This window comes from Actinoalloteichus caeruleus DSM 43889 (genome assembly GCF_000429185.2).
Taxonomy (GTDB): domain Bacteria; phylum Actinomycetota; class Actinomycetes; order Mycobacteriales; family Pseudonocardiaceae; genus Actinoalloteichus_B; species Actinoalloteichus_B caeruleus.
This window is the reverse complement of the sequence record NZ_AUBJ02000001.1, coordinates 713,101-729,205: the sequence shown is the minus strand read 5'-3', so window position 1 is coordinate 729,205 and position 16,105 is coordinate 713,101. Positions and strand designations below refer to the sequence as shown.

Here is a 16,105-nt window from a genome sequence, read left to right as displayed (position 1 = left end):
CCCCGTTCGGACCTGCCTCCCCGGTTCGCCCCGGTCGTCGCTCGGTCCCCGGGCCGGGATCCCGGGGCGCCGCGACTGCCTCGTGGCGCGTGGTCGGCGGTGGCCCCGGTGCCCGGGGCGGGAACGGCGCGCACTCAGCACCCGGCCGGGCGGTACGGCGCGATGGGGTTGCGGAGTGTCCCGACCAGTCGCAACGCCGCGGTCGGATCCGCGAGGTCGACCATCTGGCGGGTGTCGCGGAGTTGGAGGCGGTTCAGGCAGGACAACGCGAACTCGTCGGCGAACAGGTCGTAGCGGCGGACGCGGTCGGCGAGGTGCGGGACGGCCCGCACGTAGTCCGCCGCGCACTCGCCGACGGTGCGCCAGAACGCGTCCTCGTCGAGCACGCCACGGGTGTGCAGGACCGCGCTGAGGAAACGGAGGAACCCGTCGAACACGTCCGACAGGATGGAGAGCAGTCTCATGTGTTCCGGCACGTCCGCGTACACGCGGGCGACCTCGTCGGGAAGGGGCGCGTCGGGGTCCATCACGACGACCTCCTCGGCGATGTCCTTGTGGATGACCCGTTCCACGACTCCGCCGGACAGCACGAGGATCACGTTCTCGCCGTGCGGCATGAACGCCAGCCCGTGGGCGTAGAAGCAGTGCAGCAGCGGGACCAGGTAGGCGTCCAGGTACCGGCGCAACCACTCGGCCGGGGGCAGGCCGGACTCCTCGATGAGCGCGGCGGCGAGGGCGTGGCCGTCACGGTCGACGTGCAGCAGCGCGGCCATCGAGCTCAGCCGCCTGCCCGGTTCGAGCGTGGGTACCGGGCTCTCCCGCCACAACGCGGCGAGCATCTTCCGGTACGGGGAGGTGCGTTCGGTCGCGGCGTCGAGGTGGCGGTGGTGGTAGCCGACGGAGGCCAGCTCCCGGAGGATCGACACCCTGGTCGACACCAGCAGTTCGTCGCCGGCGATGAGGTCGGCGACCCAGTCGTTGATCGCCGGGGTGGCGGCCATGTAGGCGGCCGACAGCCCGCGCACGAACCCCATGTTGACCACGGACAGGGCGGTCTTGACGTAGTGCCGTCGCGGGTTCGTCACGTTGAACCAGGTGCGCACCGACTGTTGGGGCTGGTACTCGTCCGGCCCCTCCCCCAGGCACACCAGCCTGCGGGCGCCGAGCTCGGCGGCGAAGGTCACCGACACGCGATGCCACCACTGCCACGGGTGCACGGGCAGCAGCAGGTAGTCGTCGGGGTCGAGGCCCAGCCCGCCCAGCACCGCGGCGAACGACGCGCGGGTCCGGTCGTCGAGTTCGGCCGACACCAGCGCGTCGTAGTCGAGGTGCCCGGAACAGCGGAAGGTGCAGTGATCGCGATGGGCGGCCAGCCACACGAGCCGTGTCGGTCGGGCGCTCTCCGGGGTGTAGCGGTGCTGGCCGTCGACGCCGAAGCCGATCCGGCCGCTGTTGGCGACGAAGGCGGGGTGGCCCTCGGGGAGGTTCGCCTCGATGGTCTGGAAAGCGGCGCGGCTCAGTTCCGCGGCGCCGGGGGCAGGGGTGGCGAGCCGGAACGCGGCGGCGGCGAGGGTCGCGCTGATCTCCTCCAGGTAGGTGGGGAGCGGTTCGCCGTCGAGGTCGAGGGCGCTCCGGAAGTCGAGGAAGAAGCCGAGCGCGTCCAGGGGGGTTTCGGCTCCACCCTGGTGGCGGACCACACTCGCCGCGTCCACCACCCAGTGGTCGAGGGCCAGCACGGACGCGGTGAACCGGTACTCCACCAAGGGGTCGTCGCCGCGCACCAGGTAGGTCGAGCCGTCCCCGGTTGGCCGTGGGCGCAGCAGCCGTTCGTGCGCGAACTCGGCGAGGGCCTTGGCCAGCAGCGCGCGACTCGCCAGGTCCCACGACGTGGGGGTCAGGTGGGCGACCGACTCGTCCGGGGTCACGGCACCTCCGTCATCCGGGTGCCGTCCCGGAAGCCGTCCCGGGTGCACGTGCTCAACAGGGCGACCTTCTCGGGTTTGACGACCGGGCCTCGCGCGGTGAAACCGACGGCCGCGTTGAGGGCTTGCACCGCCGTGTTGCGGACGTCCGGTTCGACCACCACCCGCCGGGTCGCCGGGTCGTCGAAGAGCCAGCACATCACCGTGCTGATCACGGCGTGGCTGAAACCGCGCACCGGGCGGTCGGTGGGGGCGCACAGGAAGTGCATGCCGACGTCACCGTCCTGGGCGGGGTACAGGCCGCGCAGTTCCACCCTGGTCGGGTCGTACCGTTCCGCCAGGAACGCCGGTTCCCCCCGCCACAGCCCGAGGAACGCGTCGTGGTGCGGGTGGGCGGTGATGCGCCGGTACTCGGCCGCGACGGCCGCGACGTCCCAGTCGCCCATCAACCAGAACCGCGCCTTGGGGTGGGTGACCCAGCGGTGGAGCAACGGGGCGTCGGCGTCGGGGTCGAGGTCGCGGAGCGCGAACTCGCCCAACTCCGGGTGCACCCGGCGGTAGCGGATCTCGATCACGGTCCGGCCCCGAGGTGGACGGGGTACGCGGGGAGCGCGGTCGTCCTCCCGTGCGGGCGTGGCACCGGCGGGTGGGCGGCCCGCCCGTGGCGGGGTGGGGCGGGGCGAGCGGACGTCAGGGGCCCGGGCCACCGGCGGTCGGGGCCGGGGCCGGGGCCGGGGCCGGCGGGCGCGGCGCTGGTCGGCTCCGCCCCGGTGGTGGTGCCGACGGTCGCGGGATCCGCTCGGGGCGGGCACGGTCGAGGGCCGTCCCGGCCCGGTGGTGGGACTCGACCCGGCGGGAGGATCGGTGGTTCAGGCGGACGGTGACGACGTCATGGACGGGCATGCCGCTCTCCGTTCCGCGGTGTCGGGGGCGGTGTCCGCGTGGTGAGCCCGGACGTGGTCACCCGCGTGTTCGGCGACCAGCTCGGCGAGCCGCGTGATGTCCTCGACGGTGGTGCGCGGGTTGAGCAGCGTGAGTTTCAGGTAGTGGCGGCCGCGCACCCGGGTGGCCGCGACGACGGCGTCGCCGGTACCGGCGAGGGCCTCGCGGGCGTGCAGGTTCGCCTCGTCCACCAGCTCCGGGTCCGCTCCCTCGGGGAGGTGGCGGAACACGACGGTGCTCAGTGGTGACCGCGTCACCACCTCGAACCGGGGGTCGGCGCTGAGCGCTCGCCACGCCTCGGAGGTGCGCTCGACCAGCTCGTCGACCAGCTCGCCGAGCTGGTCCGCTCCGGTGACGCGCAAGGTCAGCCAGAGTTTGAGCGCGTCGAAGCGGCGGGTCGTCTGCAGGCTCTTGTCGACCTGGTTGGGGATGTCCCGATCCGCCATCCAGCGCGGGTTCAGGTAGTCGGCGCGGTCGGTGGCGTGCCGGAGCGCGGTTCCGTCGCGGACGACGAGCGCGCTGGAGCTGACGGGTTGGAAGAACGTCTTGTGGAAGTCGATGGTGACCGAGTCGGCACGGTCGATCCCGGTGAGCAGGTGGGACCGGGTGCGTGAGAGCAGCAGGCCGCCCCCGTAGGCGGCGTCGACGTGGAGCCAGACCCCGGCGTCGGCGCACCGGGCGGCGATCTCGGGCAACGGGTCGATACTGCCGAAGTCGGTGGTGCCGGCGGTCGCGACGACCGCGACCACGTGCTCGCCGCGTCGCCGGCAGCGGTCCAGTTCCCGTGCCAGGGCGGTGGGCGACATCCGCCAGGACCGGTCGGTGGGAACGGGCAGCACCGCGCCCGGTCCGAGGCCGAGCAGCCTGGCGGCCTTGCGCACGCTGAAGTGCCCGACCTCCGAGACCAGGACGCGCAGCCGGGGCCACTGCCCGTGCCGATCGGTGCCAGCGCCCAGCCCGGCGAGCAGTTCCTCCCTGGCGAGCAGCAGCCCCTGGAGGTTGGACTGCGTTCCTCCGCTGGTGAAGACCCCGTCGGCTCGGTCGTCGAAGCCGATCCTGCGGGCCGTCCAGTCGACCAGGCGGCGTTCGATCAGGGTGGCCCCGGCGCTCTGGTCCCAGGTGTCGAGTGAGGAGTTGAGGGCGCTGAGCACCACTTCGGCGAGGAGGGCGGGAATCGCGACCGGGCTGTTGAGGTGCGCGAGGTACCGGGGGTGGTGGTAGAAGATCGCGTCCCGCAGGTAGACGTCCACCAGCTCGTCGAGGGCGGCGGTGGTGTCGGCCAGTGGCCGGTCGAGGTCCACCGAGGACACGACGGAGTCGAGTTCGTCCGGGGAGATCCCGGTGCAGGGCCGCCGCGCGTCCGCCACGGTGCGCGCCACCCGGTCGATCCCCTCCGAGAGCACCTGGCGGTAGTGCTCGACCGTCTCGTTGTGCAGCAGGTGGGCGCGGGCTGCCCTCCGCGCGGAGGCGGTTCCCTGACCGGGTAACATGGGCGACGATGGCGGTTCGACCACGGCCATGCCACGCCTCCCGGAGTTCGGTGCTGGTGATCACCAGTTTCGGAGAGTAACACGGTGGTCGCGGATCTCCAGGGGCGATTCGGCCCGCGCCTCGTCGCCGATGGTCACTCCGATGGCCTCGACCGCGCCAGTGGATCCCCGACCCGAACCAGGTCACCCCGCGCCCAGAGCGGGAACTGGTCGTGGTGGTGGGGGTGGTCGGTCCTGCCCGCCGCTCCGAACGGCACGACCCAGTGGCTGTCCTCGCGTCGGGCGAGGTCCCAGACGAACCGGGCGACGGGCGCGCGGGTGAACGCGTGGGTCGAACCGGGGACGCTCGAGGTGGCCAGCACGCAGTCGTGGTCGCCTCCGACGCCCTGCGCCGGCGTGGCACATCGGTCGGGCAACGCCCGCCACGGCGCGAAGCGGTGCCGGTCGCCCCAGGTCAGTCCCGGGGGCGCCGCCGTCGTCGCGACCGAGTCCACGGCGGCCCGCAGGATCGCGATCAGGTCCCGTCCGTCGAGCAGACCACCGGCGAGGACGGACGTGAGCGCGTAGGCGGTGCGGGGCACCGGGTCCAGCCACGGCTGGAACACCTCCGGGTAGGGCAGGGGCACGGCGAGCGCCCGCAGCGCGGGGTGGGCGACCAGCCCACGCACCACCTCGGAGCGGACGTCGGCGAACTCGACGGCCACACGGCTGTCGACCTCCATCCGCCGGTCCCACGCGGCCAGCCGCCGCACCAGCGAGGTCGCCTCCGCTCCCAGACCGGGCAGGTCGGCGGCCAGGGCGATCAGCGGGGCCGCCGTGGCGAGCAGGGTGTCGTGGTGCACGACGCCCAGCTCCTCGGCGGTCCAGTCACCCGCTCGTCCCAGGAGTTCGGTGATCCGGCGGTGCCGGTGGGGGGCTGCGAACTCGACGCCCAGCGGTGCCGCGAGCCCGCGTTCGTTGGCCATCACGGCCACGCCGCCGACCTCGGACCGGGGCAGGGGCCGCCAGCCCTGCCACGCGTACCGGGGATCGTCGGCGGGTACCACCCGCCAACCGTTGGTCTCGTCCCGGTCGGGCACGGCCCCGGCGACCCGGTGCAGCGTGCCGCCCGCGGTGTCGGCGGCGAGCACCACGTTGACCGGTTCCACCCAGCGGTCCAGGGCCCGGTCGACGTCGGCGACCGTCCGCGCGGCGAGCAGCGCGGGTAGCGCGGCGAAGCCGGCGTCGGCCAACGCCCTCGGCGGGTACCGCAGGCTCAGCGCCACCGGCTCGTCCGGCCCGCCGACGACGACGGGGCCGCGCGCGGTCTCCACCACCTCGACGAACTCGTCGGGGCCGCCCGCCACCCGCAGCGCCTCCCGGTGCGCCGGGGCGGGGCGCCAGCCCCTCGGGCCGAGCGCCTCGACGCCGCTCCCCCGCCGGCGCAGGCGCTCCGCGTACAGGTCCTGGCAGTCGGCCATCGCGTTCGTGATCGCCCACGCCACCCCTCCGGTGTGGCCGAAGTGCGGGATGCCCGGTACCCCGGGAACGGCGAACCCGACCACGTCGTAGTCGGGGCAGGCCAGCCCGATCTGCTGGTACATGCCGGGGTCCTCCGCGTACCGGTGGGGGTCCCCGGCGAGGAGCGCGGAACCGGTCGCGGTGTGCTCCGAGGTCACCAACCACCCGTTGCTGCCCGCCGTGCCCGGCGCGTCCGCGGCGAGGACCTCGACCCCGGCGGCGCCGAGCAGGCGGGACGCCTCGGTCCGCCACAGCTTGGCCGGGAAGGCTGCGAAGAGGATGTGGTGCGACAGCCACACCGCCAACGGTGTCCACGTCCGCCACCGCCCGGGGCGCACGCCGACGATGTCGAACTCGGGGGCGGTGCGGGCTCCTTCGGCGAGCCCGGCGTTGACGCCGGCCACGTACCGCCCGAGCCACCGGGCGGTGCCGGGGTCGAGCGCCCGCAGGCACCGCTTCGCGGTGTCGGCCAGGCGGGCCCGCCGCGCGAACCGGTCCCAGTCGAGGGCGGCCGGTCCGAGGAAGGCCGCGGTGGTGCCCTGCGCGCGGTGCCGCTCCACCTCGAGCTGCCAGGCCCGGTCCCGCGCGGTCACGACTCCCTGGAGGTGCGCGAGGTCGTCGGGATCGCGGGCCACGAGGTGCGGTACGCCCCAGTCGTCCCGCAGCACGCCGTCCGGGTCATCGCGCACGTCCGCCTCCCGTCCGTCGCGGTGGCCGCTCTGCCGCCGCCAGGTGGGTTCGGCCTCGTCCGCGTCGGGTGGGACGAGGCGGGTCCCCGGTGACCGACGCGTGTGGCCCGAGCCCGAGGTCGGCCGGTGGTCGCCCGCGCGGGCGCTGGGCTACCAGGTTCCGGCCGGGATCGCCACGACGTCCCGGGTGGACGGCGGGCTCCCGAACCCTCCTACCGGGCCGCCGGATCATGGTAACTTGCCGGATCGGCACGGTCGCCGTGCGCGACTTCCCACGCTGCGCGGACCAGCGAGGAGTGACGTGAGAACCGACGAGTCCCGCCCTCATCCCGCCGGCCCGGTGTTCGAGTTCGACGCGGGTGCCCTCGGACTGATCGCGCTGCACCCGCTCGTCCCGGCGTCGGACGTCGACCTGCTCCACCGGTGGGTGACACAGGACCGCGCCCGTTTCTGGGGGATGACCGGCCTGAGCCGGGCGGAGGTCCTGGAGACCTACCGGTACGTGGACTCCCTTCCGACCCACCACGCCTTCCTCGCGCGCCGGCGCGGTGTGCCGGTGGGCCTGGTCCAGACCTACGAGCCAGCCGAGGACCCGATGGGCGACTACTACGAGGTGCGGCGGGGGGACATCGGGTTCCACCTGTTCAGCGGCCCCCCGGCTGGTGACCCGGAGCCGGGTTTCACCTCCGCCCTCCTCGCGGCCGTGGTGGCCTTCGTGTCGCGCGACCCGGCCGTTCGTCGGGTGGTGGCCGAACCGGACGCCCGCAACGCCAAGGTCCTCGACCTGCTGCGGCGCAACGGTTTCGATCTCGGTCCCGAACTCCGGATGGCCGACAAGACGGCGCGTCTCGCGGTGTTGGACCTCGGAGCCGACCAGCGTTGACAGGCCCGGGAACCACCGGTACGAAGGGAATGGTCACCGAGGGTGGCGACGCGTGGCGGTTCGTCGCCCGGCTCGGATCAGCGGACGAGTAGGCGGGAACCACGTGAGCATTCTCCGTCCACGCGACTTCTACCACTTCGGCTACGTCGTCGACGACCTCGACGCGGCGGCCAGGCACCTCACCGCGTTGTCCGGGGCTCGCTGGACGACTCCTGTCGAGTTCGAGATGGGGCTCCGGTACGGCGGGGTCGACCGCGAGGTCGAGTTCCCGGTGGTCTACTCGCTCGAGGCGCCGCACTTCGAGCTCATCCAGGCGACGCCAGGCACCCCGTTCTCGACCGGGGCGGGGGGTGGGGTGCACCACCTGGGGTACTGGGCCCAGGACTTCGCGTCCGACCTGGACCGGTTGCGCGACCTGGGGTTCACCGAGGAGGTCGTCGGCCTCGACGACGACGGTGGGCCCTGGGGGTTCGCCTACTTCACCGGTCCGACCGGGCAACGGTTCGAGATCGCCGACCGGGCGACGTTCGACGAGGGTTGGGACGGATTCCTGAACTCCCGGGTGGCCTGACCCGCTCCCCCGCGCCGCGCGTGTTCCACCCGGGACGAGGTGGCCGGGGCGCGGGGGTGCATGGATGTGGTGCGGCCTGGTGCCGATGGCGGTCGACGGCTCTCCGCGACGAGGCCGGTCCTCGGGGTGGACGTGGCCTCGCGCGGGCGCTCGCCCCGACTCGGATGCGGAGGTGAGGTGAGCGGCGCCGGGGCTTCCGCCGGGGTCCGGGTCTGCCGCGCGCCGTTCCCCGTCGCCCCTTCCGCGACCGCTCCCGGGAAACACCGGACCCGGGGGCGGGTGGGCGCCGTGGAGGGCCTGTCCGGGGACGACCGGGCGGGCCGGGGAGCGCCTGGCGGCCGGCTCCCCCGCCACGGCCCGGGTGGTTCCCGTGGGGCGGTTCCCGATGCGTCGAGGCCCGAGGACCCGGATGCGACCCGCCGCCCGGGACGCTCGTCGCCGGGGTCTGGTGGAGGGCTCACGGGCGGCGAACCGTGCGGGCGGCCGCTGGGGTGGGGCCGGGTCACCGGCCTTGGTCGCGCAAGCCCGACCAGACGCGGTCCGGGGTGAGTGGCAGCGTGGTGAAGCGAACGCCGGTCGCGTCGCGCACGGCGTTGGCGAACGCGGGTGCCACCGGGACGAACGGGCTCTCGCTCATGGACTTCGCCCCGAAGGGCCCGAGGTCGTCGGTGGTGACCGCGAAGTGGACCTCGGTGCGAGGGGTGTCGGCGAAGGTGGGGATGCGGTAGCCGCGCAGCGCGGTGGTGGTGACGGCCCCGGTGGGGTCGAGGCGGATCTCCTCGGACCGGGTGGCGCCCAGCGCCTGGGCCACTCCACCCTCGACCTGCCCCCGGCACTGGAGCGGGTTGACCACGGTGCCGGCGTCGGCCGCGTGGACGCTGCGCAGGATGCGGATCTCTCCGGTGTCCGGGTTCACCGCGACGCGGAACCAGTGGGCGTTGAACGACACCGAACGGGGTGTCCCCCGGGAATGGCCGGTGGCCGTCAGGCTGGTGCCGGCGGCGAGCGCGGCGGCGTGGAGCCCTTCGAGCGGGACGCGGTCACCCGCGCACACGACGGCGCCGTCGGTGAGGCGGCAGCGCGCCCGGTCCAGCGCGTGGAACGTGGCGGCCGCGTCGAGGAGGGTGTCCACGAGGGCGCGGGCCGCCCGCAGGACGGCCGCGCCGGCGACGACGGTGCCGGTGGATCCGAACGCTCCGGTGTCGTGCCCGACCAGCGCGGTGTCGGACTGGTGCACGGTGACCCGGTCCACCGTGGTGCCCAGCGCGGTCGCGGCGATCTGGCGGTGCACCGTGGTGGTGCCGTTGCCGAACTCGGCGGTGCCGACGGCGAGCGCGAAGGTGCCGTCGGGCAGCAGGGTGAGCGCCGCGTCGGCGAGGTGCCCGCGCGGGGGGATGGTGGCGATCATCGCGACGGCGGCGCCGTCCCCGACGAGCCACCCCGGGGGTGCCGGCTCGGCTGGGGAGCTCCCGGCGGCGCGGACGACGCGGAGGCACTGGTCGAGACCGTAGCCGCCGAGGTGGAGGTCGTGTTCGGTGTCGCCGGGAGCGACCAGGTCGTCGCCGGGCCGGATGAGGTTGCGTTCGCGCAGCGTGAGCGGGTCGAGGCGCAGGCGCCGGGCCAGCTCGTCCAGTGCGGACTCGACGGCGAAGGTGACCTGCCCGAGCCCGTAGCCCCGGAAGGCCCCGGAAGGCACGGTGTGGGTGTAGACGGAGCGGGCGTCGGTCCGCTTGTTGGGGCACCGGTAGAGGGCCACCGACTCGCCGCAGCCGTGGAGGAGCACGCCGGGGCCGTGGTTGCCGTAGGCGCCGGTGTCGGCCACCACGTGCAGCTTCAGCGCGGTGAGGGTGCCGTCGTGGCGGGCCCCGGCCGTGACGGTGACGGTGAACGGGTGGCGGGTGGTGGCGGCGGTGAACTGCTCGGCGCGGGTGAACTCGAGGCTGACCGGGGCGCGCGACCTCAGCACCGCGAGGGCCACCACGTCCTCGACGAGCATCTCCTGTTTGCCGCCGAAGCCGCCGCCGAGCAAGGCCGTGACGACGCGGACCCGGTCCGGGGGCAGGTCGAACAGCGCGCACAGCGCGCGGCGGGTCAGGAACGGCGCCTGGGTGCTGGACCGGATCACCAGTCGCTCCGCGCCGGTGGCGGGATCGGCGTCGAGCCAGCCGATCGCGCCGTGGGTCTCCAGGCTCGCGTGTTGCACGCGCCGGGTGTGGAAGGTGTTCTCGTACACCGCGTCCGCCGACCTCAGTCCGGCGTCGACGTCGCCGACCCCGGCGTGCAGCTCGGCCACCACGTTGTCCCGTGGCCGGGCGATCCGGCTGGTCACGGGGTCCTTGTCGTGCACGACGGGCGCGCCGGGTGCGGTGGCGGCTTCCGGGTCGGTCACGGCGGGCAGCACCTCGTAGGTCACGGCGAGGCGGCGGCAGCCCTCCTCGGCGGCGGACACGGTGTCGGCGACCACGGCGGCGACGCGCTGGCCGACGTGTCGAACGACGTCGTCGAGCAACCGGGTGTCGGCGGGGTCGTCGTCGACGGATTCGTGCAGGGCGGAGGAGTACAGCCGGGGTGGCGCGTCCTTGTGGGTGAGCACCAGGCGCACGCCGGGAACCCGGAGCGCCTCGTGGGTGTCGATCGCCAGGACGCGGGCGTGGGCGTGCGGGGAGCGCAGCAGCTTCATGTGCAGCAGTCCGGGCACGTCCAGGTCCAGGGTGTAGCGGGCCGTCCCCGTCACGATCCCCGGTCCGGCCGGTGCCCCGGGGCTTCGACCGACGGCCGTCCCGGCCTGGGGGTGTTCGACGTGCCGGACGCCGCGCAGCGCGTCCTCGATGGCCCGGTAGCCGGTGCAGCGGCACAGGTTGCCCTTGAACAGGCGACGCAGCTCCTCCGGTGGGGTTCCCGCGAGCCCGGCGGCGGTGTCCAGGCCGGCGGCGGTCATGACGAACCCGGGGGTGCAGAAGCCGCACTGGAACCCCTGCGCGTCGAGGAACCGCCGCTGGACCGGGTGGGGGTGCCCGTCGCGCGCCAGGCCCTCGATCGTGGTGACCCGCCGGCCGACGGCGCGGAACGCCGGGAACACGCACGAGTGCACCGGAACCCCGTCCACGTGCACGGTGCAGGCTCCGCAGTCGCCGGCGTCGCACCCCTTCCTCACCCCGAGTAGGCCCCGCTCGCGCAGGTAGGTGCGCAGGCACTGCCCCGGTCGGGTCGGGCCGTCGAGGGACCGGCCGTTGACCTCGACGGTCACGGCGCTGCCCCCAGTTCGGCCAGCACCTCGTCCGCGAGTCGCAGGGTGAGGTGCCGCCGCCAGGCGGGTATCCCGTGCACGTCGTCGAGCCAGTTTCCGCCCACGGCGCCGTCGATCGCGGTGCTCAGCGCCTCCGCCGTGGGCGGAGCGGCGAACTCGAGCACCACAGGGCGGGGGGTCGACGCGGTGACCGTGAGCGAGAACCGCCTCCCGTCCAGGGTTCCGACCAGCAGGGCCGAGGACCGGCCGTGCTGGTGCTGGGACGCCCGCCGGAACGCGGTTCGGGCCGACAACGCCCGGGCTGGGATGGTGACCGAACGCAGCAGCTCGCCCTCGGTGAGGGCGGTGCGGGCCGGCCCGGTGATGAGGTCGGTGACGGGGAGCGCGCGGCGGGTGCCGTCGGTGGCGATGAGCCGGCAGACCGCGCCGAGGGCGGCGGTGAGTGAGATCATCGGTCCGGCGGGCAGCGCCAGGCACAGGTTCCCGCCCACCGTGGCGGTGTTCCAGATCTTGACCGACGCCAGGAACGCCCGGCAGCACCGCTCGACCAGCCCGGAGGTCGCGGGTCCCGTGGTCGCCGCGAAGGCGGACAGCTCGGCGATCGTGCAGGTCGCCGCGATTTCCCACGAGCCGTCGGCCAGGATCGCCACGGGCGGCCAGTCCATGCGGGCGAGGTCCACGAGCCGGCGCAGGTGTGGTTGGGGCTCGGAGAACAGGTACGTGCCACCCGCCAGCCACGCGTCGCCGGGCCGCCATTCTCCCCGCTGCCGGGCGTCGCGCACCTCGGTCACCGTGTTCAGGTCCATGCTCGTCCCCCTCCCGCACCGCCGAGGTCGGGTGTCCCAGCCGGAGCGGCCCGGGGCCCCTGTCGAGAATCTGCCGCATCGTCGGCCACCCGGCAGGGCGGAACCGTGTCCCGCGCGCCTGGGGCGGGGTGCCGGGGGTGGGGCTCCCGGCCCGATAGCGCCAGCCGTCCCGGGGGTGCGCGACGAGAGGACGCCGGTCAGCGGCGAGTTCGATTCCCTCGGTTGGACGACGTGGCGGCACCGGGCGGCAGGGGGTAAGCGTCGGACGCGGGCTGACGCCGGTGGTGGGACCGGCCGCGCGACGGCTCCGACGGCGGCAGGTCGGCCACACCGCCGGCGCTGACCGCTCCGCGCACCGAGGGACGACGAACAGGGGTTCCGCGCGACTTCCCACTGGTGAGGTCCGTGCGCTGGCGTGGTGGTTCCTCGCCGAGGCTGGCGCGGTGTTCCTCGCTGGGGCGGGTGCGGTGGGAACGCCCCGCGCTGGTCGGGTACGTGGCGGGGTGGGACACGATCCCGGGGGACGCGGCCCGGAGGAGCGGTCCCACCCCGCGTCGGCTCAGGCGATGATCCGCAGCGGGTGTTCGAGCAGGCTGGTGAGTGTGGACAGGAACCGCGCGGCGAGAGCGCCGTCGATGATGCGGTGGTCCGCCGAGAGCGTGCAGCGGATGCGGTGGCGCACCGCGACGGCGCCCTCGACCGCCGCCGGTTCGGGGAGGGCCGCTCCGACGGCGAGGATCGCGCCCTCCGGTGGGTTGATGATGGCGGTGAAGCTCTCCACCTGGTACATGCCGAGGTTGCTGATCGTGAACGTGCCGCCGGTCATGTCCGCGCCGCTCAGCTTGCGGTCCTTCGCCAGCCCCACCAACCGCCGGGACTCGGCGGCGATGCGGGAGACCGCCATGCGGTCGGCGTCGGCGATGACCGGGACCACGAGGCCGTGGTCGGAGGCGACCGCGATCCCGATGTTGACGTGCTCGTGCAGCAGGGTGGCCCCTCGGCCCTCCTCGGAGTAGGAGGCGTTGACCCCGGGGTGTTCCCGGAGGGCGACGGCGCTGGCCCGGACGATGAGGTCGTTGAGGCTGACCTTCCCCTGGCCGGCGTCGTCGAGCTCGGCGTTGATCCGCGCCCGCAGGGCGAGGAGTTCCTCGACGTCGGCGACGGCGGTGACGGAGAAGTGCGGGACCGAGCTGCTGCTCTCGGTGAGTCTCCTGCTGATGACCTGCCGAGTGGTGTCGAAGGGGACCGAGGTCGCTCCGGTGGGAACGCCGCCGTTCGGTGTGGTGGCACCGCCGCTAGCGGCGGGAACCGAGTGCCCGGTCGCCCCGGGGCTTCGGGCCAGCGCCCTGTCGAGGTCGGCTCGGATGATCCGACCCCCCGGCCCGCTGCCGATGATCTCGTTGAGGTCGATGGCGTTGTCGCGGGCGAGTCGCCGGACGAGCGGCGTGGCGAGCGGGCGTCGCGCGGGTGGGGAGGTGGCCGCCCCGCCCTCGGTGGGGGCCGGGTCCGTGGCGGGGGCGGAACCGCTCTCGGGGATGGGCGGCTCGCTCGTGGCGGGTGCCGGGGGCTTCCCTTGGCTGGTGCCGTCCCGCGGAGGAGTCCCCGCCAGGGGTTCCCGGCCGTCGTCGATCCGGGCGATCACGGTGCCGATGCGCACCGTCTCGCCTTCCGGGAGGAGGATCTCGTGGAGGGTTCCCGCCTCGTAGGCCTCGTGTTCCATGGTGGCCTTGTCGGTCTCGATCTCGACGAGGACGTCGCCGATCTCCACCGCCTCGCCGGGCTTCTTGCGCCAGGCGACGATGACGCCTTCCTCCATCGTGTCGGAGAGGCGGGGCATGAGGATGTCGATCACGGGATGTCCTTCCCCGCGCGACGGCCGACGGAGGCGAGCGTCTGGCGGATGGCGGTGGTGACGTCGTCGGCGGAGGGAAGGGCCGCCGTTTCCAGGGTCTTGGCGTAGGGGAGCGGGACTTCGGCCATGGCGACCCGGCGGACGGGAGCGTCGAGCCAGTCGAAGGCGCCGTCGGAGATGGTGGCCGCGATCTCCGCTCCGATGCCGTAGGTGAGCCAATCGTCCTCGAGGACGACGGCGCAGTGCGTCCTGCGGACGGAGTCGACCACGGTCTCCCGGTCGAGTGGGCGCAGGCTCCGCAGGTCGACGACCTCGATGTCGATGCCGTCGGTCTGGGCCATCCGCTCGGCGACGGTGAGGGCGACGGCGGCCATCCGGGAGTAGGCGACGACGGTGATGTCCCGGCCCGGGCGGGTGACGGCGGCTCGGCCGATCTCACCGGGGGTGTCGTCGTCCGGCACCTCGCCCTTCGCGTTGTACAGGGCGAGGTTCTCGAGGAACAGGACGGGGTCGTCGTCGCGGATCGCCGCCAGCAGCAGGGACTTGGCATCGGCGGGGTTGGAGGGCGCGACGACCTTCATCCCCGGCACGAACGCGTAGTACAGCTCGATGTTCTGCGAGTGGGTGGCGCCGAGTTGCTGGCCGCCACCTCCCGGGGTGCGGATGACCAGCGGGACCCGGGCCTGGCCGCCGAACATGCCGTAGATCTTGGCGGCGTGGTTCACGATCTGGTCGAGGGCGAGCAGCGAGAAGTTGATCGTCATGATCTCCACGACCGGTCGGAGGCCGAGCATGGCGGCGCCGATGGCCGCCCCGGTGAACCCCTCCTCGGCGATGGGGGTGTCGCGCACGCGCTTCTCGCCGAACTCGGCGAGCAGCCCGGCCGTGATCTTGTAGGAGCCCTCGAACACACCGATCTCCTCGCCGAGGAGCAGCACGTCCGGATCCCTGCGCATCTCGGTGCGGAGGGTGTCGCGGAGCGCCTGGCGGTAGGTCATGATGCTCACCGGTCAGCTCCGATCCTCGGGAGGGGCGCTGGTTCGAACAGGGGTTGTCCCGGTAGCCGCCGGGAGTCGTTGGGAACCGGCGTCGCGTAGGTGTAGTCGAACAGCGTGTCCACGGATGGCGCCGGACTGGCCTCGGCGAAGGCGACCGCGGCCGCGACCGCGCTGGTGGCCTCGGCGTCGATCTCGGCGATCGCCTCGTCGGTCAATTCGCCCTCGTCCCGCAGTCGGAACGCGAGGGCGGCGACGGGATCGCTGGTCCTGAGCGCCTCCACCTCCTCACGGGTGCGGTACTTGGCGGGGTCGACGACCGAGTGCCCCTTCAGGCGTGAGCTGACCGCCTCCAGGAGGAAGGGCCGCCCGGACCGGGCGCTCGCGAGGGCGCTGAGCATCGCCTCGCGCACCGCGACCGGGTCGTTGCCGTCCACGCGGGCCGAGGACATCCGGTAGGAGGCGGCCTTGCGGTGGAGTTCCGGTTCGCCGGAGGCCTTCTCCACCGTGGTGCCCATGCCGAGGCCGTTGTTCACGACGACGTAGACGACGGGCAGGTTCCACAGGGCCGCGATGTTGAGGGATTCGTGGAACGCGCCGATGTTGGTCGTTCCGTCGCCCATGACGCAGGCGACGGCCTCGTCGCCGCCCCGGTAGTCGATGGCGAGGGCCGCTCCGGTGGCCAGGGGGAGCTGTCCACCGACGATGCCGTATCCCCCGAGCAGCCGGGCGTTCCCGTCGAAGAGGTGCATCGAACCGCCCCATCCCTTCGAGACACCGTCGCGGCGGCCGTAGAGCTCCGCCATCACCCGCCCTGCCGCGACGCCCCGAGCGAGGGCGTAGCCGTGCTCGCGGTAGTTGGTGAAGAGGTAGTCCGTCTGTTCCAGGGCCGACATCAGGCCCACGACGGTCGCCTCCTCTCCGAGGTTCAGGTGGCAGTAGCCGCCGATCTCGGCCTGGGTGTACGCGCGTGCCGCGCGCTCCTCGAACCGGCGGATGAACACCATCCGCCGGTAGAACTCCCGCCGCTGGCCGCCGTCGGTGGCGGCGTCCTCCCCCGCCGGGCCGTGCTGCCCTCGCGGTTCGCGCACGGTGGGCCTGCGCTTGGCCATCGTGTACTCCTCGCTTCGTGCCCTGGCGGGCTCCGCGCCGGGTGTGGCGGAACCCGCAGATAATGACACTATTTAGTATCATTATAGGATGTGGGG

The 16,105-nt window shown here is 73.5% G+C and carries 11 protein-coding genes; 2 read left to right on the top strand and 9 right to left on the bottom strand.

Annotation, left to right across the window (positions count from 1 at the left end):
• Positions 1-134: 134 nt before the first annotated feature.
• From G443_RS02890 to G443_RS02875, 4 genes are all read right to left on the bottom strand, one after another.
• Positions 135-1,925, bottom strand: coding sequence for an IucA/IucC family protein (locus G443_RS02890; protein WP_026418140.1), 1,791 nt, complete (start codon positions 1,923-1,925; stop codon positions 135-137).
• A complete protein-coding gene (locus G443_RS02885) occupies positions 1,922-2,497 on the bottom strand; it encodes a GNAT family N-acetyltransferase (RefSeq protein ID WP_211237479.1) in 576 nt (191 codons plus the stop codon). The genes G443_RS02890 and G443_RS02885 overlap by 4 nt, the downstream gene beginning before the upstream one ends.
• Positions 2,498-2,791: 294 nt before the next feature.
• Positions 2,792-4,384 carry a pyridoxal phosphate-dependent decarboxylase family protein gene (locus G443_RS02880; RefSeq protein ID WP_026418142.1) on the bottom strand — a complete coding sequence of 531 codons (1,593 nt, stop codon included), beginning with the start codon at positions 4,382-4,384 and terminating at the stop codon, positions 2,792-2,794.
• Between the two features lie 104 nt (positions 4,385-4,488).
• The gene (locus tag G443_RS02875; RefSeq protein ID WP_211237480.1) at positions 4,489-6,543 is read right to left on the bottom strand and encodes a penicillin acylase family protein; all 2,055 of its coding nucleotides are present in this window, start codon (positions 6,541-6,543) and stop codon (positions 4,489-4,491) included.
• A gap of 301 nt (positions 6,544-6,844) precedes the next feature.
• On the opposite strand from G443_RS02875, the gene G443_RS02870 reads away from it, so the two are divergent.
• Together G443_RS02870 and G443_RS02865 are read left to right on the top strand one after the other, a co-directional pair.
• Positions 6,845-7,426 carry a GNAT family N-acetyltransferase gene (locus G443_RS02870; protein ID WP_162147290.1) on the top strand — a complete coding sequence of 194 codons (582 nt, stop codon included), beginning with the start codon at positions 6,845-6,847 and terminating at the stop codon, positions 7,424-7,426.
• Between the two features lie 103 nt (positions 7,427-7,529).
• Complete coding sequence (locus G443_RS02865) at positions 7,530-7,997, top strand: VOC family protein (RefSeq protein ID WP_026418144.1); 468 nt, start codon at positions 7,530-7,532, stop codon at positions 7,995-7,997.
• 502 nt (positions 7,998-8,499) lie between these two features.
• On the opposite strand, the gene G443_RS02860 is transcribed toward G443_RS02865, so the two are convergent.
• The 5 genes from G443_RS02860 to pdhA all read right to left on the bottom strand — a co-directional run bounded on the left by G443_RS02860 (position 8,500) and on the right by pdhA (position 16,009).
• On the bottom strand, positions 8,500-11,244 hold the full coding sequence (locus G443_RS02860) for a molybdopterin-dependent oxidoreductase (RefSeq protein ID WP_026418145.1): 2,745 nt from the start codon (positions 11,242-11,244) through the stop codon (positions 8,500-8,502).
• Positions 11,241-12,050 (bottom strand): FAD binding domain-containing protein, encoded by an 810-nt coding sequence (locus G443_RS02855; RefSeq protein WP_026418146.1) that lies wholly within the window; start codon positions 12,048-12,050, stop codon positions 11,241-11,243. The genes G443_RS02860 and G443_RS02855 overlap by 4 nt, the downstream gene beginning before the upstream one ends.
• Before the next feature lie 559 nt (positions 12,051-12,609).
• On the bottom strand, positions 12,610-13,902 hold the full coding sequence (locus G443_RS02850) for a dihydrolipoamide acetyltransferase family protein (protein WP_026418147.1): 1,293 nt from the start codon (positions 13,900-13,902) through the stop codon (positions 12,610-12,612).
• A complete protein-coding gene (locus tag G443_RS02845) occupies positions 13,899-14,909 on the bottom strand; it encodes an alpha-ketoacid dehydrogenase subunit beta (RefSeq protein WP_026418148.1) in 1,011 nt (336 codons plus the stop codon). The genes G443_RS02850 and G443_RS02845 overlap by 4 nt, the downstream gene beginning before the upstream one ends.
• Entirely contained in the window at positions 14,906-16,009 is a 1,104-nt protein-coding gene (pdhA, locus tag G443_RS02840) for a pyruvate dehydrogenase (acetyl-transferring) E1 component subunit alpha (protein WP_026418149.1), read from the bottom strand. Before pdhA ends, G443_RS02845 begins: the two co-directional genes overlap by 4 nt.
• Between the last annotated feature and the right edge of the window lie 96 nt (positions 16,010-16,105).

Bases quoted from the DNA above. Each gene is read 5' to 3' on its own strand.
- pdhA (WP_026418149.1), bottom strand. From the start codon at position 16,009: ATGGCCAAGCGCAGGCCCACCGTGCGCGAACCGCGAGGGCAGCACGGC.
- G443_RS02855 (WP_026418146.1), bottom strand. From the start codon at position 12,050: ATGGACCTGAACACGGTGACCGAGGTGCGCGACGCCCGGCAGCGGGGA.
- G443_RS02880 (WP_026418142.1), bottom strand. From the start codon at position 4,384: ATGGCCGTGGTCGAACCGCCATCGTCGCCCATGTTACCCGGTCAGGGA.